At 62.7% G+C, this 25559-nt stretch carries 17 protein-coding genes and 1 pseudogene; 11 read left to right on the top strand and 7 right to left on the bottom strand.

Translation table 11 applies throughout. The features are described 5' to 3' along the window. Positions 1-74: 74 nt before the first annotated feature. Both PI990_RS18485 and PI990_RS18480 read right to left on the bottom strand, forming a co-directional pair. Positions 75-1694: an AMP-binding protein gene (locus PI990_RS18485; RefSeq protein ID WP_271658034.1), complete on the bottom strand. Its 1620-nt coding sequence runs from the start codon at positions 1692-1694 to the stop codon at positions 75-77. 1 nt (position 1695) lies between these two features. Beyond that, positions 1696-2934 (bottom strand): thiolase family protein, encoded by a 1239-nt coding sequence (locus PI990_RS18480; RefSeq protein WP_271658033.1) that lies wholly within the window; start codon positions 2932-2934, stop codon positions 1696-1698. A gap of 383 nt (positions 2935-3317) precedes the next feature. Between PI990_RS18480 and PI990_RS18475 the strand changes: the two genes are divergently transcribed. From PI990_RS18475 to PI990_RS18445, 7 genes and pseudogenes are all read left to right on the top strand, one after another. Further along, on the top strand, positions 3318-5912 hold the full coding sequence (locus PI990_RS18475; protein WP_271658032.1) for a LuxR C-terminal-related transcriptional regulator: 2595 nt from the start codon (positions 3318-3320) through the stop codon (positions 5910-5912). Between the two features lie 144 nt (positions 5913-6056). After that, positions 6057-7253, top strand: a complete 1197-nt coding sequence (locus tag PI990_RS18470; protein ID WP_271658031.1) for a thiolase C-terminal domain-containing protein — start codon at positions 6057-6059, stop codon at positions 7251-7253. 48 nt (positions 7254-7301) lie between these two features. Next, on the top strand, positions 7302-9212 hold the full coding sequence (locus tag PI990_RS18465) for a DUF1302 domain-containing protein (protein ID WP_442969284.1): 1911 nt from the start codon (positions 7302-7304) through the stop codon (positions 9210-9212). Positions 9213-9232: 20 nt separating this feature from the next. After that, positions 9233-10591 carry a DUF1329 domain-containing protein gene (locus tag PI990_RS18460; protein WP_271658030.1) on the top strand — a complete coding sequence of 453 codons (1359 nt, stop codon included), beginning with the start codon at positions 9233-9235 and terminating at the stop codon, positions 10589-10591. A gap of 102 nt (positions 10592-10693) precedes the next feature. Beyond that, the gene (locus PI990_RS18455) at positions 10694-11764 is read left to right on the top strand and encodes a WD40/YVTN/BNR-like repeat-containing protein (protein ID WP_271658029.1); all 1071 of its coding nucleotides are present in this window, start codon (positions 10694-10696) and stop codon (positions 11762-11764) included. Positions 11765-11788: 24 nt separating this feature from the next. Next, positions 11789-14281, top strand: coding sequence for an efflux RND transporter permease subunit (locus PI990_RS18450; protein WP_271658028.1), 2493 nt, complete (start codon positions 11789-11791; stop codon positions 14279-14281). Continuing rightward, a pseudogene (locus PI990_RS18445) lies at positions 14282-14563 on the top strand (catalase); the annotation flags it as partial. A 321-nt stretch (positions 14564-14884) separates the two neighbouring features. Here the strand turns inward: PI990_RS18445 and PI990_RS18440 are convergent. After that, the gene (locus PI990_RS18440; RefSeq protein WP_271658027.1) at positions 14885-15838 is read right to left on the bottom strand and encodes a FecR domain-containing protein; all 954 of its coding nucleotides are present in this window, start codon (positions 15836-15838) and stop codon (positions 14885-14887) included. Then, positions 15831-16370, bottom strand: a complete 540-nt coding sequence (locus PI990_RS18435; RefSeq protein ID WP_271658026.1) for a sigma-70 family RNA polymerase sigma factor — start codon at positions 16368-16370, stop codon at positions 15831-15833. Before PI990_RS18435 ends, PI990_RS18440 begins: the two co-directional genes overlap by 8 nt. 178 nt (positions 16371-16548) lie before the next feature. Between PI990_RS18435 and PI990_RS18430 the strand changes: the two genes are divergently transcribed. Continuing rightward, positions 16549-19476, top strand: a complete 2928-nt coding sequence (locus PI990_RS18430; protein WP_271658025.1) for a TonB-dependent receptor domain-containing protein — start codon at positions 16549-16551, stop codon at positions 19474-19476. 145 nt (positions 19477-19621) lie between these two features. On the opposite strand, the gene PI990_RS18425 is transcribed toward PI990_RS18430, so the two are convergent. Together PI990_RS18425 and hchA are read right to left on the bottom strand one after the other, a co-directional pair. Further along, on the bottom strand, positions 19622-20341 hold the full coding sequence (locus PI990_RS18425; protein WP_271658024.1) for a PA1136 family autoinducer-binding transcriptional regulator: 720 nt from the start codon (positions 20339-20341) through the stop codon (positions 19622-19624). After that, positions 20338-21216 carry a glyoxalase III HchA gene (hchA, locus tag PI990_RS18420; protein ID WP_271658023.1) on the bottom strand — a complete coding sequence of 293 codons (879 nt, stop codon included), beginning with the start codon at positions 21214-21216 and terminating at the stop codon, positions 20338-20340. Before hchA ends, PI990_RS18425 begins: the two co-directional genes overlap by 4 nt. A gap of 468 nt (positions 21217-21684) precedes the next feature. Between hchA and PI990_RS18415 the strand changes: the two genes are divergently transcribed. After that, complete coding sequence (locus tag PI990_RS18415) at positions 21685-22227, top strand: ProQ/FinO family protein (RefSeq protein ID WP_184490122.1); 543 nt, start codon at positions 21685-21687, stop codon at positions 22225-22227. A gap of 183 nt (positions 22228-22410) precedes the next feature. Here the strand turns inward: PI990_RS18415 and PI990_RS18410 are convergent, their stop codons facing one another. Continuing rightward, positions 22411-22791 (bottom strand): GNAT family N-acetyltransferase, encoded by a 381-nt coding sequence (locus tag PI990_RS18410; RefSeq protein WP_271658022.1) that lies wholly within the window; start codon positions 22789-22791, stop codon positions 22411-22413. Positions 22792-22944: 153 nt separating this feature from the next. On the opposite strand from PI990_RS18410, the gene PI990_RS18405 reads away from it, so the two are divergent. Together PI990_RS18405 and PI990_RS18400 are read left to right on the top strand one after the other, a co-directional pair. Continuing rightward, a complete protein-coding gene (locus PI990_RS18405; RefSeq protein WP_271658021.1) occupies positions 22945-24150 on the top strand; it encodes a hypothetical protein in 1206 nt (401 codons plus the stop codon). 232 nt (positions 24151-24382) lie between these two features. Then, positions 24383-25555, top strand: a complete 1173-nt coding sequence (locus tag PI990_RS18400; protein ID WP_271658020.1) for a GGDEF domain-containing protein — start codon at positions 24383-24385, stop codon at positions 25553-25555. Positions 25556-25559 lie beyond the last annotated feature (4 nt).

Raw genomic sequence — 25559 nt, 5'->3', positions numbered from 1 at the left:
AGTGGCGCTCTGGTTTGTGGGGAAAACGATTCCGGCCGGGAGACACCGGCAGAACCCTGGAGCGGGCTGTCATCTCAGCGCTGCTCCTGGTGCACGTCTTGAGGATTGTTTTGTAACTCCTCGACCAGGAAGCGCTCCTGGGGCTTTTCCGAGGCAGTTTTGGGAATCTGTGCCAATACCTGGATATGGCTGGGCACGAAGTTGGCTTCCAGCCCCGCGCGGCAGGTACGGAAAAGCCCTTGCACATCCAGCCCGCGATGCTTGGCTACTACAGCTGCCACTACATCCTTCTCGCCGGGCACACCATTCGCCGAGGGGATGCCGTAGACGAAGACGTCATCTACCTCCGGTTGCTCGGCAATCAGCTTCTCGATGAAGGCGGCGTTGATAAAGTCGCCATTGCGGCGAATGCCATTGCCCTTGCGAAACATGAAATACAGCCAGCCGGCCTGGTCTTCGCGTACCACGTCGCCCATGTGCAGCCAGCCACCGGCGCATTTCTTGGTACTGGCTTCGGCATTGCCGTAGTACTCGACGTTAAACGGTGTGCCGTCCTTGTGGCGGAACAGCAGCTCGCCGATACGTTCGCCCTTGGCATCTGGCTCGACATCCCGACCTTCGTCGTCGACCAGGCGGTAGTCCAAGCTGGGCACTGGCTTGCCGATGCTGCCGATCGGGCCGACACCGGCCGGATTGCCGATCAGGCCACCCTCGGCTGCGCCATAGAACTCGAACAGGCTGACGTTGAAGCGGTGTTCGAAGTCTTCCCAGATCGCCGCCGGCATACCGGCCGAGACGATGAGGCGCACCGGATTGTCGGAGTCCTCAGGTTTTGGGGGCTCGGCATAGATAGCTGTGATCATGCCTCCAAGCAGGGTGAAGCTGGTGCAACCGTATTGGCGAACAATTTCCCACAGTCGCGATTTGGTGAAGCGGCGCGACAGTACGCAGGGAATGGCATTGGCCAATGCGGTGCCGAGGGTGATCAGTTGGGCGTTGGCGTGGGTCAGCGACAAACCGGAATACAGGCGATCATCGGCCCGGAAGCCAAACACCGCGGGCATCATGCGCGCAGTTTCGACATAGCGCCGGTGCGTCATGACGATACCCTTGGGGTCACCGGTGGTGCCGGAGGTATAGATCAGCTCTAACGCGCTGTCGGGGTGGGCTCCGGGCATCGCGTCAACCTCTTCCAGGCTTTCCTGCAGGCTGGCATAGGCAATCGTATTAATTTCGTGCAGTTGTCCACTGGTGGATCTGCCTTCATCGCTGGGCAGACCGATCAACCAGTTCAGGCTGGCGATCCTATCTCGCACGGCACGCACCTCGGTCAGCGCGTAATCGCCGGCCACCACCGCTTTGCAGTGGACCGAACCGAGCATGTAGATCAGTTTGTCGCCCTTGGTGCGCGGGTCGATCGGTACAAGAACGAGGCCCAGCAGCGATGCTGCGACCATCAGCTCGACGAACTCGGCGTGGTTGGCCAGCAAGGTGCCGAGCTTGTCGCCGGGGCGCAAACCCAGGTGTCTTAGACCACAGGCAAGACGCTGGCCGAGTTCCCACAACTGGGCGTAGGTTCGAGTATCGTCGGGTCGTACACCGGCACCCTCGATTGTCAGCACGGTTAAGTCAGGATTCGCAGCGACCTGTAGCTGGATCAAGCCTGCCAGGGTCAAGGGATCGTATTGCATCATCTCAAGCTTCCCGCATCAGCAGGCTGACTACGGTGGCAGCGGCATCGGTGCCAATGGCGCCGCCGCCGTTGTGTGCGAGGGCTATACGCGCTCCCTCAACCTGGCGGTGACCCGACTGGCCGCGCAACTGTTCGGTGAGCTCGACTATCTGGGCGCAGCCGGTGGCGCCGACCGGGTGGCCTTTGCGCAACAAACCGCCTGAAACATTGACCGGGATGCGCCCGCCCAGGTAGGTGGCGCGAGTTTCGATCAGCTTCGCGCCATCGCCAGGTGCGCACAGGCCCAGATACTCGTAAGCGGCTACTTCAGATGGTGCCGAGGCGTCATGCAGCTCCACACAGGACAGTTCATTGGGGGGGATCCCGGATGCTTCGTAGACTTGCTGGGCGGCCAGGGCGCCGACCGACTCGCCCGGGCCTGTGAAGTCCCAGCCGGATACCAGAGCAGAAGCCGCTACTTTGATCCGCTGGCGCAGGCCAAGCTCGCGGACCTTACGATCGCTGACGATGATCACCGCCGCAGCGCCATCGCCGATGGGCGAGCACATCGGCAGGGTTAGCGGGCCGATGATCGAGCGAGCGGTCAGCACCTGCTCCACGGTTAGCAGTCCCTGATACTGGGCGCGGGGGTTCATGCTGCCGTGAAATGAGTTCTTCGCCGCCACCATGGCGAAGTGCTCCTGTGTGCTGCCGTATCTCTGCATGTGTTTCTTGGCCATCATCGAGTAGATGTCCATGAACACCGAGTGATTTACCGCTACAGCTGACGCATCAAAGGGTTCGCCGATCTCCATCGCGATGCGTTTGACCACGTTCGCAGCACCATCCGGATCCTCAATATCCACAGCGCTGGAAAAGGCACCCAGGCTCCTGCTCTTGTCTTCGTGGTAGAGCTTCTCGCTGCCGCAGGCCAGAACAATGTCGTACAGCCCGGCACTGACCATGGCGCAGGCTTGCTGGAAGGCGGTGGAAGAGGAGGCGCAGGCGTTCTCCACGTTGACCACCGGAATCCTGCCAATGCCCATATTGCGCAGCACCACCTCACCGCGAATCATTTCCTGGCCAGTGACCACTCCAGCCGCGGCGTTGCCCATCCACGCCGCCTGGATCGCCGACTTGTCCAGCCCCGCATCGACCAGCGCCGCTTGGATGGCTTCGCCGGCAAGGCCCTTGAGAGTCTTGTCCAGATGCTTGCCGAACTTGGTCATGCCGATCCCGGCGATGTAGGCGTTCATTTTCATGTGTTTGATTTCCTCGGACGGGCCCGCAGGGTGCTCTTCGTAGCTGGAGCGAATGACCGCGGGTGGGTTTCTGCATGCCCACCGAGAATAGGGTTTGCCGGCAATAGCCCAACCCCAGCGCCGGGGGGGGAGGGGTGGGCTATAGGGGGGGAGGAGAGGGGGAGTTCGGCATCTGGACGCATGCGTCCGGGAGAGGCCATACTGAAAAAAGGTACTGCGCCCGTGTGCCTGACCTGCCAAACAAAAAATAATCATAAGAACGTTCAGCGAGGCAGACCTTCGAATGGGTCGCCCACTAGCGTAGAGAACAGCACTTGAGCCTAGTTAGTACGGAACCAGGCCTGATCCTCAAAACCACTCCACCGCGCCTGCTGAAGGCGGCAATGCAACGCAGCCGCCTGAACCTCGATGCCATAGGCCTGGCAGACAAGATAGTGCTGTCGTTGCAGGCTCCGCCTGGGTTTGGCAAAACCCAGCTGCTTGCCCAGTGGCGACGCGAGTGGTTGGCCAAGAGCGGCGTAGTGATCTGGCTGAGCCTGGATGAACGGGATGTACCTCTACGGTTGGTCCATGGCCTTGCCGTGGCTAAAGCGGTCGGCAGCGGCCGCCCTGTGCAGCCCCTGGCGGCTCACCAGCGGCTAGGCCAAGAGGCTAACGAACTCGATGAGCTGACAAACTGGCTGGCGGAGATCGCCGAGCTGGGCGCCGAGACTTTGCTGATTCTCGATGACGCCCACAACCTTCCAACCGCAACCATCCGCCATTCCCTGCCTTACTTGCTGCGCAATGCTCCGGCCAACCTGCACGTGGCTATGGCCTCACGCGGGCGCATTGGCTTGTCCACAGCAGAGTTGCTAGTCAATGGCCAACTGCGATCGATCGGCGTCGACGACCTGCGCTTCACACTCGACGAAACCTTGGTTTTGCTCAACGGCCGATTTGGCGAACGCCTGGAACTGGACGACAGCGCTCGCCTGCACGAACTCACCGAGGGGTGGCCTCTGGGTCTGCAACTGGCGATCTCTGCCATCGAGCAAGCCACCGACTTGCACGTCGCGACCAATAACCTGGCTTCAAGCGGCGGCAACCTTCAGCAGCATCTGGTTGATTCTCTGTTGGCTCAACTGTCACCGGAGCAGGTCGAATTCCTGACGCGGATATCCCTGTTCGAGATGATTCATCCAGACCTCTGCGTGGTATTGCTCGATGATGAGCGAGCCAGGGTCTGGCTCAAGGAGCTGCTGGCCAGCACTCCGATCCTGGTTGAGGGAGACGACAGCGACTGGCTACGCATTCACCCTCTTGCCCGCGAGCTGTTGCACCAGCGATTCGCCGTACTGCCAGAGGCTGAACGTCAGTCCCTGCATCAGCGAGCCTCTGCCTGGCTGGCGGAGCATGACCTGGTCGAGGCCGCCGCCCGCCAGGCATTGCTGGGCGGACAGAACGACCGTGCCTACAGCCTGGCAGAAGCCTGTCTCTACGACCTGATGCTTCGTGGTCACTTCTCCCGCGTACTGGACTGGCTTGAACAGTTGCCAGCCGAGGAGCTGAAGTGCCGTCCGCGCCTGCGCCTGGCGGCTGCCTGGTCGTTGGCCAGCAGCGAGCGTCAGGCTGAGGCTCTGCAACTGGTCGAGCAGATCAACGCCGATGCCCAGGCTTCCGACGAGGAACAGTTGGAGGCGACGGCCATTGCCTCGACCGCAGCTCTCTTCGCCGATCAGCCGGACCGATCCCAGGCCATCATCGATACTTGGTTGCAACGCCCGTCGGCCAAGTCACCCGACCTGCAGGCCGTGCTGACCAACCACCGGGCACTGCTGGCTCTCACTGCCGGTCAGCCCGAGCTGGCCCGCTACTACTGCCAGCAGATATCGCGCGCGCAGGCGGCAGCGGGCACCAACGCCATGTCAGGTTATCGCGAGTGGATCTTCGGCCTGTCCTACCTGAAAGAGGGCCAAGTGCTCAGTGCTGAACGCTTCCTTCGGGCCAGCTTGAGTAAGGCTGATCAGGAGCTGGGCCGGCGCAACGGCATCTCCGTACTACTGGCCGCCACCCTTGCCGCAACACTGCTTGAGCGCAACGACCCGGAGGAAGCCGGCCCCCTGCTCGCCAATCGTATGGATGTACTGGCTCACCTGGCTGCGCCGGAAGGAATCCTGCTCGGTTACCTGACCTCCGCGCGCCTGGCCGCCCTGCAAGGGCAGACCCACCGAGCTCATGACCTGCTCAACGAGCTCTACGCACTGGGCGAAACTCGGCAAATGCCCCGCCTTTCGATTGCCGCCCAGGCTGAACAGATTCGTCTGCATGCCCTCCGCGGGCATGGCGAGACTTGTCAGTCGCTGTGGCAGCGCCTTGAGCGCCGGCTGCCCGACTTCGTCCGCGATGAGCGCGGATTGCAAGGGCCGGAGCTGGCCTTGCAGGTACAGTTGGTACAAGCTTTTTCCAGTGCTGCACGTGGCGCATGGCAGCAGATGCTCGGGCCGTTGGAGCAGGCTGCACGCCTTGCAGACCAGCAACGCCATAGCCGCGAATCGGTTCAAGTCAGGTTGCTGCAGGCCCTGGCGAAACAGCGCCTAGGCGAAGACGGTCTGCCGTCGCTGCGCGAGGCGATCAGCCTCGCCAAGGAACTGGGCCTTGAGCGCATTCTTGAAGATACTCACCCGGACCTGCCACATTGGGCCCGGCAAACAGAGCAGAACAGCCCGGCCGGGAATGACGAGGAGCGCCAACCCCAGACCCCGGCGCCTGCCAGGAGCTTCGTCAGTGTTTCACCAAGCCGCATGCTCACCCCGAAGGAGCGTGAGATCCTCCAACTGCTGACGCAGAACATGTCCAACAAGCAGATCGCCCTCGCCCTGGACATAGGAGAGGAAACAGTGAAGTGGCACATGAAGAATCTGCTCAGTAAGTTCCAGGCGAGCAACCGCAAGCATCTGGTCGATCGGGCTTATCTGCTTGGCATACTGCAGTCCTAGCCGTTCATCCCCCCCCCTAAGCCCCCCTTCGAAGTCACGCCCCCCCCCTCGCCGCTGGGGTGGGGGGATTGCGCTGGCTCTTTATCCTGAAACCCCATGAAAAGCTGCCTTCCACAAGCGTGGACGGCTTGCGATCCGCCGCGAATGGCGATCCGAATCGGCAACGGGGTGACGGTGATGAATCAACAGGTACTGCTCGCTGGCGTGGGGGTAACACCCTTCGTGCCGCTCGGCCAGGGTGATGCCCGTGCCTTGGCAGTTTGCGCAGTACGCATGGCGATGGCCGACGCCTCAATCGACTTCGAGTTGATAGACCACATAGTCCTGGCCTGTGCCCAGGGCGGTGCTGGGAACGGCGAGCAGCTATTAGCGCCTCTGGGCTTCAGTGGTATTCCCTTGATCAATCTCAGCGATGGTTGCGCTTCCGGTCACGCTGCATTCCATCTGGCACGCCAGAGCCTGCTGTCTGGGGAAAGCGCGTGCGCTTTGGTAGTCGGCTGCGACGCTATGCCTGTCGAAATAGGCAGCCACGCCTTTTTCGGTCTGCGAGAGCCGTCACCCGACTCCCCCTGCCAGGCGGTTGGAGGCGGCCTACTGCAGCAGCGCATCGCGAGCCGACAGCAGCCACTAGAGCTCTACGCCGCTCAGACCCGCCAACTACTGCAAGACTTCGGCCTCAGCGCCGAATGTCTGCAGCAGGTGCTCAATGCAGCTCGCCAGCGTGCCCTTCTCGACCCCAGCGCGCTGCTCGCTGGACTTCCTGGAAGCGGCTGGCAGCAACCCTACCTGGCAACACCGGCCTGTGGTGCCGCTGCCCTGATGATGTGTACCCCGGCCTTTGCCCGGCGTTATGGCATCCAGGCTGATATCGCCTGCCTGGCGAGCTTGCGTGGAGCCGATTTCGACGACGACCTCGACCCGCCCAGCGTTTTCGACGCACTCGGCCGCTCCACCACCCATCGCCTTGTCAGGCAGATATACGACCAGGCCGGTCTTGGTCCTGAGGATGTCGATGTGGTGGAGCTGCATGACCAGAGCGTTGGCGACTACCTGATCAACAGCGCCGCCTTGGGGTTTTGCCGCGATGAGCAATTGGTGAGCTTTGCCCAGGATGGTTTTGGTCGCAGCCCAGGGGGTGCAGTTATTTGCCCTTCCGGCGGACTGCTCGGTCGCGGCCACGCTCCAGGAGCCACAGCCATCGCCCAACTGGTTGAGCTGTCCCTGCAACTGAGCGGCAGAGCCGGAGCGCGCCAGGTCACGCATGCCCGCACGGCGCTACAGCACAGCATGGCCTTGGGCCGCGCGGTATCCCTGACATTGCTGCAGCGAACCAGCAGCTAATTCGATGACTGCCTACTAAAACCCACAACAAAAAAGGTATCTCAGCCCATGAAGATGGCTCCCCCCTGCCACTTGCGCCGCAGTTCGCTGGCCGTCGCCATTTTGGTGGCCGGCATGCCTGCCGCCCAGGCTTTCGAAATCGACACAGGCAGCACGGACTGGTCGATACGATTCGACAACACCATCAAATACAACTACGGGGTGCGTACCCAGAGTGCCGACACCCGGATGCTGGGGACCCCCAACAACAATGATGGCAATTACAACTTCCGTAAGGCCGGCACCAACATCACCAATCGGATCGATCTTCTGACCGAACTCGATGTGGTGTTCCAGGAGCGCACGGGCTTTCGTGTCAGTGCAGCCAGTTGGTACGACAAGGCTTACGACAACGCTGGATCCAACGCCAATCCGATGGTCAACGGCAACGATGCCAACTCCGGATACATCACCGCAGCCAACCCTCTCGGAGGAGCCGGCCGCGCAGCTGATGGGTTTGGCAGCGCGCATCTGAGTCGTTATGCCAAGCGCTATTACAGCGGACCGTCCGGTGAAATTCTCGATGCTTTCCTGTTCTACAACACCGAGGTAGGTGATGGATCGCTTCTGGGTCTCAAACTCGGCCAGCACAATGTGTTCTGGGGGGAGACCATCCTCAGCGCCGCGCACTCCCTGAGCTACGGCCAGGCTGGTCTGGACCTTGCCAAGTCTGCTGCTTCACCAGGCATTGAGGCCAAGGAACTGTTTCTGCCGCGTAACCAGATTTCCGCCACTTTCAATCTCAACCCCGAGCTGAGTTTCGGTGCTCAGTACTTCCTCGACTGGAGCCCTGCACGGCTTCCTGAGGCTGGTACTTACTACGCAGGTTCCGATGTCGTGGGCGAAGGCGCACAGAACCTGTTTATCGGGAACGGCTTCGTACCCACTGTGTTGCCATTTATCGACCCAACAGCAGTCCCAAATGTGCAGAACCAGATCACTCTGCGCCGCGGTGATGATTTCACTCCAGATGACCGTGGTGACTGGGGCGTGATGGCCAAGTGGTCTCCGGAGTGGCTCGACGGCACCCTCGGCTTCTACTACCGCCAGACCTCCGACATCATGCCGCAGGTCACGCTGGATACTCGCATCACTCCTGGTCTGCCCAATTTGACCTATCAGTTTGCCTATAACGACGACATCGACATCTATGGCATCAGCCTGTCGAAAAACATCGGTGGCGTTTCGGTAGGCAGTGACCTGAACTATCGCGAGCATATGACCCTTGCCAGCATCGCGCCCAACTACAACCCAACCAGTTACGCGGCCCTGGCAGCAGCGGGGATCAACCCAACAACTGCAGGTGTGGTGAATACGCCGTTCAAAGACGGCGACCCGATGGCCGCCACAGGCCAGACCCTGCACTGGACCCTCAATGGCCTGGCAACTATCGGCGAAACCCCACTATTCGATGCGGCCAGCCTGCTTGGTGAGCTGTACTACAGCAACCTGCTGAGCCTGGATGGCAAGAACGAGGCTCTATACAAGGGCAAGAACACCTACAACGGCGTTGATCAGCCCACCCGCGACAACTGGGGCATCGCGGTCAACTTCACCCCAACCTGGTACCAGGTCTTCCCGGGTGTCGACATGAACATGCCGCTCTCCATCAACTATGGCATTGATGGAGTTTCGCCAGTCGCCGGAGGGGGGGCCGAGAACACCGGCACCTATTCGGTGGGCGTCGGCGCCGTCATCTACAACCAGTACTTCGTCGACCTCAAGTATGTGGATGCCTTCGGCGAAGCGAGCAAGTGCGACGACCCAGTCCGTGATGGCGCGCAATTGCTACCGACTGTGGGAAGCGGTGTGGCTCGCGTTGATTACACCTGCTATCCCGGCGGCTATTCATCTTTCTCTGGTGCAGGTGCTACCGAAGATCGTGGCGCTGTCTACCTGACCCTCAAAACCACCTTCTGATGCATAGCGGAGCACACGCGATGATGTTCATGAAAAGCCTTCTGGCGGCCTCGCTGGCCGTCATCGGCAGCGGCCAGGCCCTGGCCGCTGTTTCCCCTGCCGAAGCTGCCAAGCTGGGCAATGCGTTGACCCAGGTTGGGGCTGAGAAATCCGCTAACGCCGACGGTTCTATTCCGGCATACGAGGGCGGGCTGACCACCGTGCCGGCCGGTTTCAAGAGCGGTGATGCCTTTCGCCCCGATCCCTTCGCAGGCGAGAAACCGCTACTGGTAATCGATGGTAGCAACGTCGAGCAATACAGGGACAAGCTGACGGCGGTAACCGCCGAACTGGCCAAGCGCTTCCCAAGTTTCAAGGTCAACGTCTACCCAACCCACCGCAGTGTCTCCCTACCGCAGGGTGTGCTGGACAACACAGTGAAAAACGCGGTCAACGCCAAGTCGCTGGAAGGTGGCAATGCAATCGAGAACGTGCTGCCGGGCGTGCCCTTCCCGATCCCGCAGTCCGGCGCCGAGGCCATGTGGAACCACCTGCTCCGCTACCAGGGCGTGAATACGTCGTCCAAGTTCGACTCTTGGAACGTCGATTCTGCTGGTGTGGCTACCCTGGCTACCACCGGTAGAGGTTTCATCAACTACGCGTCCTACAACGATCTGAACAAGCCGATCCAAGGCTCCGACACCATCTATCTGATCAAGCTGTACTACACCGGTCCGGCTCGCCGTGCTGGAGAAGCCACTTTGCTGCGCGATGCAGCCAACCCGCTGGAGCAGCCACGTCGCGCCTGGTCCTACTTGCCGGGTGTACGCCGCGTGAAGATGGCTCCAGACCTGGCGTACGACACTCCCAACCCCAGTACCTCGGGCGCAGCAGCGTATGACGATTCCTTTGTCTTCGCCGGCGCACTGGACCGCTTCGACTGGAAGCTGGTCGGCAAGCAGGAAATGTACGTGCCCTACAACACCTACACGCTGACCTATGTGAAAGACCCCAAGCAGCTCACCACCCCGAACTTCCCAAATCCAGATCTGGTTCGCTGGGAGAAGCACCGTGTGTGGGTTGTGGAAGGCAGTCTCAAGGAGGGTAAGCGTCACATCTATCACAAGCGCCGCTTCTACCTGGATGAGGACAGTTGGGTCGCCCTGGCTTCTGATCAGTATGACGCTCGCGGCCAACTCTACCGCGGATCATTCGCCTTCCTGACCCAGAGCTACGACCAACAGAACCCGGATGCCACACCGACCTTGATCCACGATCTGGTCAGCGGCTCCTACAACATAAACGGCTTGGTCGGTCCGCATGGTGGCATCACATACGGAGAACCGCTCAGTGATATCCAGTGGGCCCCCGAGTCGCTGGCGGGAGCCGGCATCCGCTGATAGCCGTCAATCGGCTACTCCTCTCGTCCGGTTGCTAGCCGGGCGAGCTTTAGGCCGGATTGCCGCCCTTTGGCAATCCGGTTTCTTTAAGAGGACAAATTGATGTGCTCCTTCAGAAAGTCCCTGCTTTGGCCTCTGGTCCTCTACATCATCCTTGGGGGTACCGCTCGGGCAGCTGCCTATGTGGATGTGTTGGAGCTGCCCGCGCGCCCCAGCGAGCTGGCCGTACGCAGCCCCCTGCTTGATGTGACCCAGGCTGGATCTCGGCTAGTCAGCGTTGGCCAGCGCGGGCACATACTGTATTCCGATGACGCTGGCCAGACCTGGAAGCAGGCACAGGTTCCGGTCAGCGTCGACCTTAACGCCGTGCATTTCCCAACCGCCCAACAAGGTTGGGCAGTGGGCAACGATGGGGTGATCCTGCACACCAGTGATGCGGGGCAGAGCTGGAGCAAGCAGCTCGACGGCCGCCAGATTGGCGACCTGCTTATCGACCACTACGGTGCACGGGCGTCAGCCGAGCCGGAGAATGAGCAGTGGCCATTGCTGGTCGCCGAAGGTGAGCGCCTCAAGGCCGAGGGTGCCGATAAGCCTTTTTTGGATGTCTGGTTTGAGAGCGAGCGCAGCGGCTATGTCGTCGGCGTATTCAACTTGATTCTTGCCACCACCGACGGTGGGCAGACTTGGACACCATGGCAGGATCGCACCGACAACCCGCAGGGCCTGAACCTGTTTGCCATCGACAACACAGGCGATGCGCTCTATTTGGTTGGCGAACAGGGCCTGGTACGCCGGCTCGACCAAGGGACACAGACCTTCGATCGGATCGAAACGCCCTATCAGGGCAGTTTCTTCGGCGTCACCGGCCAGCATGGCGAGGTATTGGTTTATGGCCTGCGCGGCAACGTACTACGCAGCCTTGATAGAGGCGCCAGCTGGCAGACGCTGCAATCCGATCTGGAGGTGAGCTTCACCGCCGCAACTAACGGCCCACATGGCAGCTACCGACTGTTCACCCAGGCCGGCCACCAATTGCTCGCCGAACCTGGCGCAAGAAAACTGCGCCTGCTGCCCCTGTCCGAACCTGCCCCGATTGCTGGTGCGCTGCAAACTACCGAAGGCCCGCTGATCCTGGTTGGCAACCGTGGCGTTCGTCGACTTTCCGCTGAATAAATACAATTTAAGCGAGTAGCTGAAATGGGCACTATCAAACAAGAACAATGGCCGGTGATCTCTGATCTACGGGACTTCGACCCGAGCAGCGGCAACCTGATCGAGCGCCTGGTGTTCAACCACCGTGGCCTGTTCGTCATGCTCATGGCACTTCTTACCCTGCTGCTTGGCTACAAGGCGGCCACCCGCCTGGAACTGCGGCCCAGCTTCGAAAAGATGATTCCGCAGAGCCAACCCTACATTCAGAATTACCTGGAAAACCGCACCTCGCTGCGCGGCATGGGGAACTCGGTGCGGGTGGTGGTAGAGAACACCAACGGCGACATCTTCGACCCCGCTTACCTGGAAGTACTCAAGCAGGTCAGCGACGAATTGTTCCTCACCGCCGGAGTCGACCGCGCCTGGATGAAGTCGTTGTGGACCCCGACCGTTCGCTGGACCGAGGTCACCGAAGAAGGCTTCCGAGGTGGCCCAGTGATGCCCGACAGCTATGGCGGGCGACCAGCGGACATTGAACAGCTCAAGCAGAATATCAACCGCGCCGGCATCACCGGCAGTCTCGTCGCCGGTGACTTCCGCTCGAGCATGATCATCGTCCCTCTGCTGGACAAGGACAGCGCCAGCGGCCAGAGCATCAACTATTACGAGTTCGCCAAGAAACTCGATGCAATGCGCGATAAGTACGAATTCAACGGAGAGCGTGCCACGCGTCTTGCTGGTGAAGAAGGCCATGGGCAGTACAAGATCCGCGTAATCGGCTTCGCCAAGCTGATCAGTGAGATGATCGACGGCTTGTTCCAGGTCATGATGTTCTTCAGCCTGGCAGTGATCAGTGCCTTCGTCATTATCCTCGTCTACACACGCTGCCTGCGCAGCACCCTGCTGGTAATCGGCTGCTCGCTCATGGCGGTGATATGGCAGCTGGGCATCATCTCCTGGTTGGGCTATGCCATCGATCCGTACTCGATTCTGGTGCCCTTCCTCATCTTCGCTATTGGCGTGTCTCATGCTGCCCAGAAAATGAATGGCATCATGCAGGACATCGGTCGTGGCACCCACCGCTTGGTGGCAGCACGCTACACCTTCCGCCGCTTGTTCATGGCCGGGGTTACTGCGCTGCTGTCCGATGCGGTGGGTTTTGGCGTGCTGATGCTAATCGACATCCCGGTGATCCAGGAGCTGGCTATCACCGCCAGTATCGGCGTGGCCGTGTTGATCTTCACAACCCTGCTAATGATGCCTGTGGCGCTGTCCTTCGTCGGTGTCAGCACCAAAGCTGCCAAGCGTGCACTTATCGTTGACGCGAGCACCGCCCATCATCACGGCTTGGGAAAGCTTTGGGATCTGCTTGACCGATTCACCACCCGTCGCTGGGCGACCTGCGCGGTGCTGGTTTCCACAGCGCTTGGAGTGGCCGGATTCTTCTACAGCCAGAGCTTGAAGATTGGTGACCTCGACAGTGGCGCCCCGGAGTTGCGCCAGGACTCTCGCTACAACCTCGATAATGCCTACATAACCAGCCACTACAGTCTCTCCAGCGACCTGTTCGCAGTGATGATCAAGACAGGCCCCGAAGGTTGCCTGAACTATCACACCCTTATGCTCGCCGATAGGCTGGCCTGGGAACTGCAGCAACTCCCGCACGTGCAGACCACGGTTTCGCTGGTCAACGCGGTGCGCCAGATCACTGCTGGCTCCTTCGAAGGCAACCCGAAAATGGCCAGCATCCAGCGCAACCAGGACATGCTCAACTATGCGGCGCAGCAGGCCTCGGTCAATGCCTCAGAGCTACTCAATACAGAATGCTCGATGATGCCGGTGATTGCCTTTCTCAAGGACCACAAGGCCGAGACCCTGGATAACGTGGTAGCCGTCGCCGATAGATTCGCCAAAGAAAACAGCACTGACGACCGCCAGTTCCTCCTCGCCGCTGGTAGTGCCGGAATCGAGGCTGCCACGAACATCGTGGTACGCGAGGCGAACCGCACCATGCTGCTCTACGTTTACCTCGCGGTGTTCGTCTTCTGCCTGATTGCGTTCCGCAGTCTGGCTGCGGCGCTGGTGGCCATGCTGCCACTGGTTCTGACCTCCATCCTCTGCGAGGCATTGATGGTCTACATGGGCATTGGCGTGAAAGTCGCTACCTTGCCGGTGATCGCTCTTGGCGTCGGTATCGGCATCGACTACGCGCTGTACCTGCTTAGCGTGCAGTTGCACTACCAACGTCAAGGTATGTCACTGTCCGACGCCTACCGGAACGCTGTGGCCTTCACTGGCAAGGTGGTCTGCTTGGTTGGCGTGACACTAGCCATTGGCGTTGTCTCTTGGGCCTGGTCGCCGATCAAGTTCCAAGCCGACATGGGTATGCTGCTGACCTTCATGTTCATCTGGAACATGCTCGGTGCGTTGATTCTGATTCCGGCATTGTCGTGCTTCCTGCTGCGCTCGACGACGGTCCGAACCCCACCGCCACAGGTCGACGGCACCGCAACTCCAACGGCCGAAGTGCTGGCTTAAGCAGGGTTCCCGGTCGCCGCACCTGAGGCGACCGGTCTCCGCGGCCCGGCCTTGCGGCAGGACATCTGTGGCCTGGAGAAGCTGGCGCGCTTCGACCGCGAGGTGATCCGGGAGCAGGGCATGCACGCCAAGGGCTCGGGCGCCTACGACACCTTCACGGTCACCGGCGATATCACCCACTAAAGCCGCACCGCGCTGTTCGCCAAGGCGGGCAAGCGCACCGGCTTCTTCGTGCGTTTCCCCACCCTGGCCGGCGAGCGCGGTTCCGCCGATGCCGATCGGGTGGAGCAGGTTGCCGTGCATCGGCTCCACGCCTTGCAGGCCGGGTCCGCAGGGGGCTTGGCCGAAGCAGCCAGCGGCGCCCTGGGCTGCCCCTGATGCGAGACGACTCGAAAGAACCACAGCCCGTTCGATGCGTCCGATGTGATTCATGCCGGCCTCGATGGTCAGTGCATGGGGCAGGGGATGCTATCGCTTTCCCATCGAGACAAAAGTCGGACTCGGCCAATACCGCTGTAGCCGAACTGCCTCGTTCGATAGCACTGTTCTCGCAGCCTTACGACGCCAGAGCCTGTACGCCAGGCGTCAGGCTTCCCGCTCGACTCATCGTCCAATAACCATCCCCTTCGCCCCCGCCTGAACCCGCAACCCATGACTCTGCGCCAACATCGCCAGCGCCAGCGGCAGGTCGTCGAGGGGGAAGGTGCCGGAGACGCGCAGGTTCGCCAGGGCAGGGGAGCAGGTGATGTTTTGGGCGCTGTAGCGCATCAGCTCCTGGGTCCATTGCTGCAGGGGCATGTCGTCTGCAACCAGCAGGCCGTTGCGCCAGGCCAGTGAGGTGTCGCGGGCCGCTTCGAGGGGGCCGAGGCGGTCGCGGCTGAAGCGGACCTGCTGGCCGGCGTGGACGATGCTTCCCTGTGGCGCGCCAGCGAGCTGTACCTGTACGGCGCCTTCATAGACGGCGAGCAGGGTTTCCTGGGGGAGCTGGCGCACGCTGAAGCGGGTGCCCAGTGCCTGCATGAGGCCGTGTTCGCTCTGTACCCGTAGCGGGCGGGGAGGGGCGTGCCGGTCCGTCGCCGTGGCGATGTAGAGCTCGCCGTGGCGCAGGTGCAGCAGGCGCTGTTCGGCGGTGAAGCGCACGGCTAGGGCGGTGTCGCTGTTGAGCGAGACCTGGGTGCCGTCTTCCAGCACCAGGTCCCGGCGTTCGCCCAGGGCGGTGAGGTAGTCGGTGCCCGCGCTGCTGCGTTGCCACACCCACCAACCCAGTGGCGCGGCCCCCATGAGCACGAGCAAGCCGCGCAGGACGGTGCGGCGGCTGGCAGCCGGGCGGTCGAGGGTTTGCCTGGCCAGTGCTGGTGGCAGGGTGCCGAGGCGGGCGAGCAGGCTTTGCGCACGCTTCCAGGCCCGTTCGTGTTCCGGGGCGAGGTGCCGCCAGCGCTCCAGTTCGGCCTGTTGCGCAGGGCTCAGCGGCCCTTCCTGCATCAACAGCAGCCAGGAGGCGGCCTGGGCGAGTACGGCCTGGGCGATGGGTTCGCCATTGGCGCTGACGTCATGCATCGGGCATCTGGCTCAGGCAGGCCACATAACCCTCGTGGATGTACTTCTTCACGGTGGGCAGGGCGATGCCGAGGGTTTGGGCGATGTCTTTCTGTTTCATGCCGTCCAGGGTCGCCATGAGGAAGGCCTGCCGAACCCATGGGCGCAAGGCTTCGAGGAGGGCGTCGATCTCATGCAGGGTCTCGAGGATGACGCTTTGCTGCTCGGGCGATGGATGCTCCGGCTCGGGCAGCAGTAGCAGCGCTGCCAGCCAGGCCTGCTCCAGCGAATTGCGCCGCCGCCAGCTGACCAGCACGCAGTTGGCGATACGGGTGAGGTAGGCCCGTGGCTGGCGGATGGCTTCGGGTTGGTTCGCCTCCCGGCTGACCAGCACGCGCAGGAATACGTCCTGGGCCAGGTCGTCGGCCACGCCGCGCCCCCAGGACCTGAGCCGGTACGTCAGCCAGGTGCGCAGCCAGGCGTGGTTCTCGACATAGAGCGTCGTGAGGGCGCAGCGGTTGGTGAGCAGGGGCGGGGTGTCGAGGGGGTTCATGGTGAGCTGAATCGGCAGGCGGTTGTCGCAAATGAAAACAATTATCACTAAAATCTTTTGCGCTACAAGCCCAGATGAAAATACGAATATTCCGCATATACCTTTTTTGATCTCGTGCGACAGAGGGAGTGAGAGCCCGCATCGAGTGCCGGGCATACACCCTACGAGCGAGAGAAGCATGCCCGCAGTACACCGGCTTTCCCCTGTTCCGCGCCCCCCGCAACGTCTGTCCCCGGTCGCCTTGGCCATGGGCTGCGCCATGATCGGCTGCCTGCTGGCGAGCGGTGTGCCCATGAGTGCCCACGCCGCCGGCACTACGGCGACCACCGCCACGCGGCTGGACGATGCCACGCCCCGGGACTACGACATCGCCCAGGGGCCGCTGGGTACGGTGCTCGGCCGCTTTGCCAGCCAGTCCGGCCTGCTGCTGTCCTACGACGCCGAGCTGACGCGGGGCCATACCGCGCCGTCGCTCAAGGGGCGCTACACCGTGCTGGAGGGTGCACGGCGCCTGCTGCAGGGCTCCGGCTTGCAACTGCTGCCGAGCTCCCCTGGCACCTATGTGCTCGTGCCCCAGGGCGCGGAGCCGAAGGCCGCGCTGGAGCTGACGCCCACTGTGGTCGGCGCCACCGGCCTGGATGAGCAGGACACCTACCGCGCGCCCCGGTCCTCGGTGCGCCTCTCGCGGGAGGACATGGATCGCTTCGGCACGGTCTCTGTGGGCGACACGCTCAAGGGCGTGGCCGGCGTGCAGGTGGGTGACAGCCGCAACGGCGGTGCGCTGGACGTGAACATCCGTGGCATCCAGGGGCAGAGCCGGGTCGCGGTGCGGGTCGACGGCTCGGAGCAGGCGCTGGATGTCTACCGGGGCTACGGCGGCACCCAGCAGCGCAGCTACATCGACCCGGACCTGCTCAGCAGCGTGACCGTGAACAAGGGCCCCAGCTTGCGCTCCGGGGCCATCGGCGGTGCGGTGGAGATGACCACCCTCGGCGTGGACGACATCCTGGTGGACGGCAAGGACATCGGTGTGCGCTTCACCGGCAACCTGTGGAACAACGGCGTCGAACCTGCCCACCGCAGCCGCCATTCGAAGGATGAGGAACTGAGCACCGTGCCGCGTGACGACCGGGCCAGCCTGTTCGGTTCGGCGGCCGAGTCCGGCAGCGCCGCCTTCGCCTACAGCCATGAGCGTTTCGACCTGGTCGCCGCCTATGCCCACCGCAACCAGGGCAACTACTTCTCGGGCAAGCACGGGCAGGAGCGCTATCGCCTCTACGACCGCTGGGGCGACGAGCAGGCCAGCGTGGCCAACACCTACGAGCCGGGCGAAGAGGTGCTCAACTCCTCCGCGGAGACGGATTCCTACCTGTTCAAGACCACCTGGCGCCTGGCCGACGAACACACCCTGGACCTGGGCTACCGGCGCTTCGACGGCAACATGGGCGAAATCATGCCGTCGGACATCTTCCGCTACGGCACCGCCGGCATCTACCAGTACCCCACCAGAGAAGTGAAGATCGACGGCTACACCGCGCGCTACCACTACCTGCCCGAGGGCAACCCGCTGGTGGACCTCACCGGCAACCTGTGGATGACCGATTCGAAGACCAGCACCCTGAGCGCGGCCTGGATGGCGCCGAAATCCCAGCTGTTCCGCACCGACCGCAGCTGGGCCCGCCAGGACAACCGACGCATCGGCGGCGACCTCAACAACATCTCGCGCTTCGCCACCCGCCACGGCGATTTCACCCTCGACCTGGGCGGCGGCTTCCAGCTCGAAGACCTGCAACCGCAGAAGAGCGTGGTCACCACCCAGCACGACATCAACGCCAACCGTGGCTTGCGGGATGCCTCGCGCCAGGAGTTCAGCTTCAACGGCAAGCTGGAATACCAGCCCATCGAGGAGGTCACGCTCTGGGGCGGCGGCCGCTACAGCCATTACCGCACCCAGGACAACACCCTGCTGGCCGAGGCCCGGCGGCAGGACCGGCAGATGCGCTGGATCACCGTGAGCAGCCCCACGAGCTGGGGCAGCATGATGTGGTTCCCGGACGAAAACGGGCAGTACACCGACGCCACCGACCCGCGCCTGAACAACGGCATCGTCTTCGGCAACAGCAACGAGCCGTTCAATGGCGTGCCGTTCAACGAATCCGGCGCCACCAACGTGACCGTGCACCCGGAAGGCGTCAGCAACGTGGTCACCGGCTATGACTACACCCCGCAGCGCGGCGGCAGCGGCGGTGGTTTCTCGCCGGCCTTCGGCATCAATGTCGAATTCCTGCCCGACACCTTCGTCTACGCCTCCTACACCCAGGGCCTGCGCCTGCCGTCGCTGTTCGAAACCAGCCAGGGCACCCAGCAGGTGACGCCGGGCAAGCACCTCAAGCCCGAGCGCTCGCGCAGCTGGGAAGTGGGCGTCAGTGCGCTGCGCAGCGACCTGCTGGTGGGCGGCGACTCGGCCTCGGCCAAGCTGGCGTACTTCGACAACGACATCCGCAACTACATCACCCGCTACTACGACCCGAGCCCGGGCCTGTGGGGGCAGATGACCTTCAGCAACACCGACAGCTACAGCACCCGGGGCCTGGAGCTGCAATCGCACTACGACGCCGGGCGCGTGTTCGCCGACCTCTCGGCCACCTACTACCTGAAGACCGAAACCTGCGACGCGGCCTTCGCCGCCAAGCTGCGCGCCTCCGCCAACCAGTACCAGCCCACGCAAGACACGCCCGACTGCACGCCGGGCAGCTACATGGGCTCGTACACCAACACCCAGAACCCGCCGCGGTACTCGGCCAACCTGCTCGCCGGGCTGCGCTTCTTCGACGAGGCCCTGACCCTGGGCGGGCGCATGACCTACAGCTCCGGCCCCACCGCGCAGATGGACAAACCCTGGCAGACCGGCGCCACCACCCCGCAGATCGACTACCGCTCGGTGACGCTCCTCGACCTGTTCCTCAAGTACCAGCTGCTGGAGCACACCGAGATGAATGTCTCGGTGCAGAACCTCACCGACCGCTATTACCTCGACCCGCTGGCGCAAAGCTTCATGCCGGCGCCGGGGCGCACCTGGCGGGTGGGGTTGCAGACGCGGTTCTGAGTGGGGGGCTTTCTGCCTGGCTGTTACCAGTGCCCGCATCCGGCCGGAGGCGGGCGCTGGTGAGAAGGCGCTGTCGGCCAGGCGCGGACATGGCCATCAGGCAGGCTGATCCGGTTGCAGCGCACAGGTGCTCACCCTGCGGTCCCTAGCCCTCCAGATCGCCGTTGCGCATGGCAAAGGTAATGGCCTGGGCAGTCGTTGCAACGCCAAGACGGCGGCGTGCCGAACGCAAATGGTTTTCCACCGTTCGCTCTGACAGGCCCAGTGTTGCGGCAATATCCGCCTGACGCTTTCCAGCAGCAGTCCAAGCCAGAACTTCGCGCTCGCGTTCGGAAAGCTTCCTGAACACCTCGCCTGCCGGCGCCTCGAGCAAGCGGCGTGCGGCGAAGAATGCGGCCCTGGCCACAATGCACAAGGCCAGGCGAACCCAGGGAGCCGACTCCACCTGCTCCCCGCCAAGACTCATGGCGCCTTCAAGCCCCAGAGGACCGAATACGGGTATTTGCATCCCATGAACCCCGGGGCCCGTTGGCGCGCGTACCACCCGGTACAGCTCGCCGCCATTGCCTTTCACCTTGCTCCAGTAAAAGGGCTCGCGGGCCTCGAGGATATGACGGGTCACCGGACAATGGCGGACATAGGTCTGTGCGTCGACCGTCGCCTGGTCATCGAACCAGTTCCCCTCCACCCAGTAGACGCGCTCGACCACTTCGTCCCTTGCGGATGTGGCGGAAAACAGGACAAAGCGGTCGTAGCCAAAGGGCATGGCAAAGGCGCGGACCGACTTTTGGATCACCGCAAGCGTCTGCGCACGCTCGATCTCAAGGACGACTCGAAATGCCGCCTCGGCCACGTTCTGATTCACCCCGCGGCAACCTCTTTCAGCAACGCGGCGGCTGCCAGCTTGCCCAGGGCGTTGCCCGCGAGCGGGCTGTCACCCGTGAGCAGTTTTCGGTCCTGGTGGGTTGCTCCCGAGATGTCCTTGTTGATGATCTCGAGGCCCAGCGCCTGAAGTTCTTCACCGAACTTCCAGGTCAGATGGCCAGGCATGTAGCCGATATCTGGGGTCTTCGCATCAAGATCATCGGGGAACGCGCAGATCTTGTAGCCGTTGTAGATGCAGGTGTCCCGACTTTCACCGATGCCTGCTGCGAGCAGGGCCGCAGGGCCATGACAAAGGGAGATCACGAACTTGTCGTTGGCCGCAGCCCACTGAAGGACTTTCTTCACGTCTTCGCTCTCAGGCAGACCGATCAAGGCCCCGTGCCCGCCCGGAATGAACACGCCGATATAGTCGGAGTCTTCGCCCAGCTTCTGCTCGATCACATCAGCCAGCTTGAGCGGGCTCTTGAACTGATCGCGATACTTGGCGTATTGCCCTTTTACCTCGGCATCTTCGGAGGGCATGGCCCAGAACTCGAATTTAACCGGGTTTCCGGACAGGGTCGCGATGTCGAAGGCAAACCCGGCCTTATCTAGGTGGTACATGGGCAGCAATGTCTCTACGGGGTGGTTTCCCGTCGAAAACAGGGTGCCGTTGTCCGTCAGCAAATAACGCTCATCGGCTCCGATCATCAGGACCTTCCAACGCCCGCCGCGATAGGGGTTCGGATAGTCGGCACCGCTGAGGTCGGATTTGGGGGACGTGAACTGGCTGAGCGAGTACGGCGAAGGGAAGAAGGCATTGTCCTCGGCCGGATCAGGGGTCGGGCGCTTGTCGTCAGTTTGTGCGGTAGCCATGGTTTTTCTCCGTCGATCGGGTCGATTACCCGGAGCCATCCTAGGGAGGCGCAACACCGCCAGACAATGAGGGATTTCCCTCAACGCCCACGCTGAATCACACGAGGCGGATGCTCATCTGAACTGCAAACGGTAAGTCTAGCCGCCCAAGTGAGCCTTCTTCAGGCTGACATCTGCCCGTCGCGACACGACCCGCCCGCAGAGGGCGGCTATGGGGCGAAAACGGCGGCTCTGTCAGCATTAAAACCACAACAGCTAACGTAGACAGAGCCTTCTATTTCGGGTTCAGGACGGCCAATAGGGGTCAGTTGCGCACCGTTCCGAACGGCTTTGGGGCGCGCGCGGCCTGTGCTCCATTCACCGTCAGTTCGTCTGGAATTGACGCTTACCGCGCTGTCCCATCGCCTACAGGCGACCGCATGGGATAATCTTGCGCCACGAAACAACCATGAAGCGGTGATTTGAACGATGGGTTTTGAGCAATTAGCTGAGCTACGGGACCGCCTGCGGGCTGAAAAGCAACAGGCACAGGGTGAGCGCCCCGAGCGCCCTGAACGCCCGAAACAGCGCAAGCGAGACGCCGCGCCCCAGCAGGCCAAGCCGCGTGAGCAGGACCCTGCGGTGGAAGCGATCTGGCGGTTGCAGAAGCACTTCCCCCTGGCCTTCCCGGTCAACCCCGCCCCCAAGGTGCCGCTCAAGGAAGGCATCCTCAAGGACGCCGAGCAACACCTGGCGCTGCTGGGGTTGAGCCTCGAACAGCTCAAGCTGGGCGTTGCCGCCTGGTGCACGAGCAGTCGCTACTGGGCAAGCATGGTGGAGAACGCGCCCCGTCTGGACCTCAACGGCCAAGCCGTTGGTACGGTGACGGCCGGGCAGGCGCTGCACGCCAAGCAGCAGGCTGCGCGCCAGCGTGGGCAAGCGCGACGCAAGCAGGCGAAGCGTAAAGAGGGCGCCAAAGAGAGCCCTAAAGAGCCTGTCGTCGTTGCCGAGGCGCAACAACCCGAGAGCTGACGGCACCGGCCGGGCACGAACCTGCTACGGCGTCTGGCCAGTGGCAGCAGTGCCCGGCGCCAGCCAGGCGTAGACGTGGTCGAGCGCGCCGCTTTCATCCCGGCGCTGCTCCACCAGCCGCATGCCGGCCTTTAGCAGCACACGCTGCGAGGGCAGGTTCTCCGGCGCCACTGTGGCGATGATTCAGTCGAGCCCGTGCCTGGCGTGCCCATAAGCCAGCAGCGCAGGAATGGCCTCGCTGGCCAGGCCTTGCCCCCAGGCCGAGCGGAGGAGGGCGTACTGCACTTCAGGCTCGACCTGCCCGCCAGGGTGAGCCAGGCCGCAAAAGCCGATGATCGCCCCTGAGTCGATGCCTTCCAGCGCAAACATCCCATAGCCCCGCTCGCTGTAATTGGCCCAGGTGACTTCCAGCCAGTGTTCGCAGGCGGTGCGGCTGATCGGCTGCCCGTCGCCCACCCAGCGCATGGCCTCCGGGTCGGAATAAACCGCGTGAATCACGTCGAGGTCCTCGGCCGCCCACTGCCGACAGCGAAGGCGAGGGGTGGTGAACAGGAGGCGGGTCATGGGGCGTATCGGCCTGCGCTTTGGGTGGCTGCTGATCTTAGCAACCAGGATTCACCCAGGCGTCCTTCGCCTGCTCGTACAAGGGTGGCAGAATCTGCTTCGATTACCTGGCCGGCCAGCCTGCGGCCCCTCCCTCTCAACGGTCCCATCGCCATGAAAATCAGCCTGCCCTGGCTCGCCCCGTTGCTCGCCATCTGCCTAGGGGCGCCCCTGCCGTGCGCCGCTCAGCGTCTTGCTGCCGAAAACCATCGCGTCGGCGTGCAGGTGCTCGACCCCGATGTGCCCGCCGTCGGCACCTGGCGGGTCAAGGTGCACGCGACCTACCGGCCATTGGTGGAAGGCTCGCCGAACACCACGGAGACCACCACCTCCCGCGCCAACTGCTCGTCGTCGCGCTTCAGCGTGCCGTCACTCAAGCGCTGCACCCGCACCTGGAGCCGGACGGTGTGGCTGAAGCTGCCCGCCGCGCAGGTCATGACGGCAGGCCCGCACGCCCTGGACCTGGACTTCGCCCCGGTAATCGAGGACCACGGCGGCACCTTCCGGATCGACAGCCTGGCCCTGGAATACATGACCTGCGCCAAAGGCTGCGAGATCGAGCGCGTGGATATCCCGCTCAGTTGCTATGCCGACGACACCGAGCCGGGCGAGGTGCTCGCCGCCGGCCTGCTGCTCAGCTACTCACGCGGCGCCAAGGCTGCTCGAGAGGTGGCCGAGTGCGGGCTCAAGGTCGGCCGGGAAGTCAGCTGGGCCAACCGGGAGACGGTAATGGCGCGCGTGCGTGGCCACTTCGGCGACGAGCAGCAGATGGTCAGCAGCGAGCTGCTCAACGCATTCCCGGCAATCCCGGGCGCCGACCATCGCTGGCGGTGGAACCCGGCGACGGACCGCGATCTGCTCGACGATCGCTGCCCGTTGCCGGCCAACCAGAGCTACGTGAACAGCACCTACTTCGCCACGCTACCGGTCGCCACGGGCTGGCCGTACCGGCATGAGGCCGAGGTTTACGTCACCAGCAAACCGAATGGCGAGGTGTGCAACATCTGGCTGACGGGCACCGGTGATGAGATGTACCTGCGTTATTTCTACAGCTACCAGGCGGGCACGCTGATACAGGCGGCCACCGACGGTGAGGCGGACCGGGTATCACGCGAGTGGCGCTGGGTGAACCGGGAACCCTGGGAATATACGCGGCGGCAGATGCCGGACTCGGTTGCCGGGCACGACGCCATCCTCTACTGGCACAGAACCGCTGCCGAGCAGTGGCCCAAGCGCATGGACTACACACCCGACTTCGAAGAGTTCAAGGCTCTGAACGCGTTCTCCCAGCAGTTGTTCGAACGTTTTCCGGCGAAGTAGAAGGCAGGATCATCACAGGGGGCGTGTAGATTGCCCATGCCAGGATGCGGCGCGACAGCGAAGCAATACCCTGACACTTTCATCGGAATAACTTGAGGCGATTGATCGGGCTTTGCGATATTAAATGGCCATGCCGAAAGTGTAGGAAGCGTTCCTCAGCCCTTGGCACATACGCTTCCGTCATTCCTCCACCCCCTGGCTCCCCTTGCCACTCCACTCGTTGTGCAACTACATGGTCGCTACCGTCATCCTCGGCATGCTCTGCGTGCACCTGCTGTGTTTTTGCGTGATGTTCCTGCTGATCAGCACCCGGCTGAACAGCAAGAAGATGGGCATGGAAGTCTTCGCCCTGGGCAATTTCCTGCTTGGGCTCGCCTACATCCTGCAGTTGGTGGACGGCCCTGCGGGCTGGGGGCTGGTGAGTGTGGTCAACCACTCGCTGACGCTGTGCGCCCCTGTGGCCTATGTGCTGGGCGCCTTGCGCTTTTTCGACCGCCCGACGCCTGTGGTGCGCCCGCTGCTGATCCTCGCCGGCACCTACACCGTGGTGCAGGTGCTGGTGCAATGGGCGCTGGGCAGCGAGGCGCGTCATGCACTGCTGGCGGGGGCCTGTGCGTTGCTCTTCCTGGGCATGACGGGGACGTTGCTCTATACGGGACGGACCATTGCCCGGGACCTGCGCGTCGAGATGGCCGTGTTCGCCGTCCTGGTCGCCGGCATCTGCGGCCTCAACGCCGCGAAGCTCGGCATGATCCTCACCGGCGGTATGGCGGCGCTGGATATGAACACCGGCTTCCAGAAGATCTTCTACATCTACATGTCTTTCCTGGCGACCGTGCTGCCGCCGTGCGCCGTGTGGCTGGTGCTGCGCCGCCTAACCGATGAGCTGCGCAGCATGGCCGCCCATGACCCGCTCACCCACTTGCTCAACCGCCGGGGGCTGATGGAGGGCCTGGATGCGCACTTCCGTTCCCGCAGCGCCGGGCCTGCATATCTGCTGATCGTGGATATCGATCACTTCAAGAACATCAACGATAGCCATGGCCACAAGATCGGCGATCTCGTCCTGTGCCGAGTCGCCGATGTCCTCAAGGCCACCGCCCGTCAGGGCGACCTGATCTGCAGGCTGGGCGGGGAGGAGTTCGTGATCATCACCCTGGACACCGACAGGGCGGGTGCCTTGCAACTGGCGGAGCGCACCCGCGCGGCCATCGAGGGCTGCGAGGCGCCCGGCGACGATCAGCAAACGCCGATCCGCTGCACGGCCACCATCGGTGTATCGGAAGGTTTCACCCACTCGCAAGCCCTTGACGGGGTCATGCAGCAGGCCGACAAGGCCCTGTACCAGGGCAAGGCCTCGGGGCGTAATCGCGTCGAATGGGCGGGGCGTTCGATCGGCTTCTAGACGT

Origin of the sequence: Pseudomonas sp. TUM22785 (assembly GCF_028198105.1) — a bacterium.
Taxonomy (GTDB): domain Bacteria; phylum Pseudomonadota; class Gammaproteobacteria; order Pseudomonadales; family Pseudomonadaceae; genus Metapseudomonas; species Metapseudomonas solani.
The sequence above is the reverse complement of the archived record's forward strand: the minus strand, read 5'-3'. Positions and strand labels throughout refer to the sequence as shown.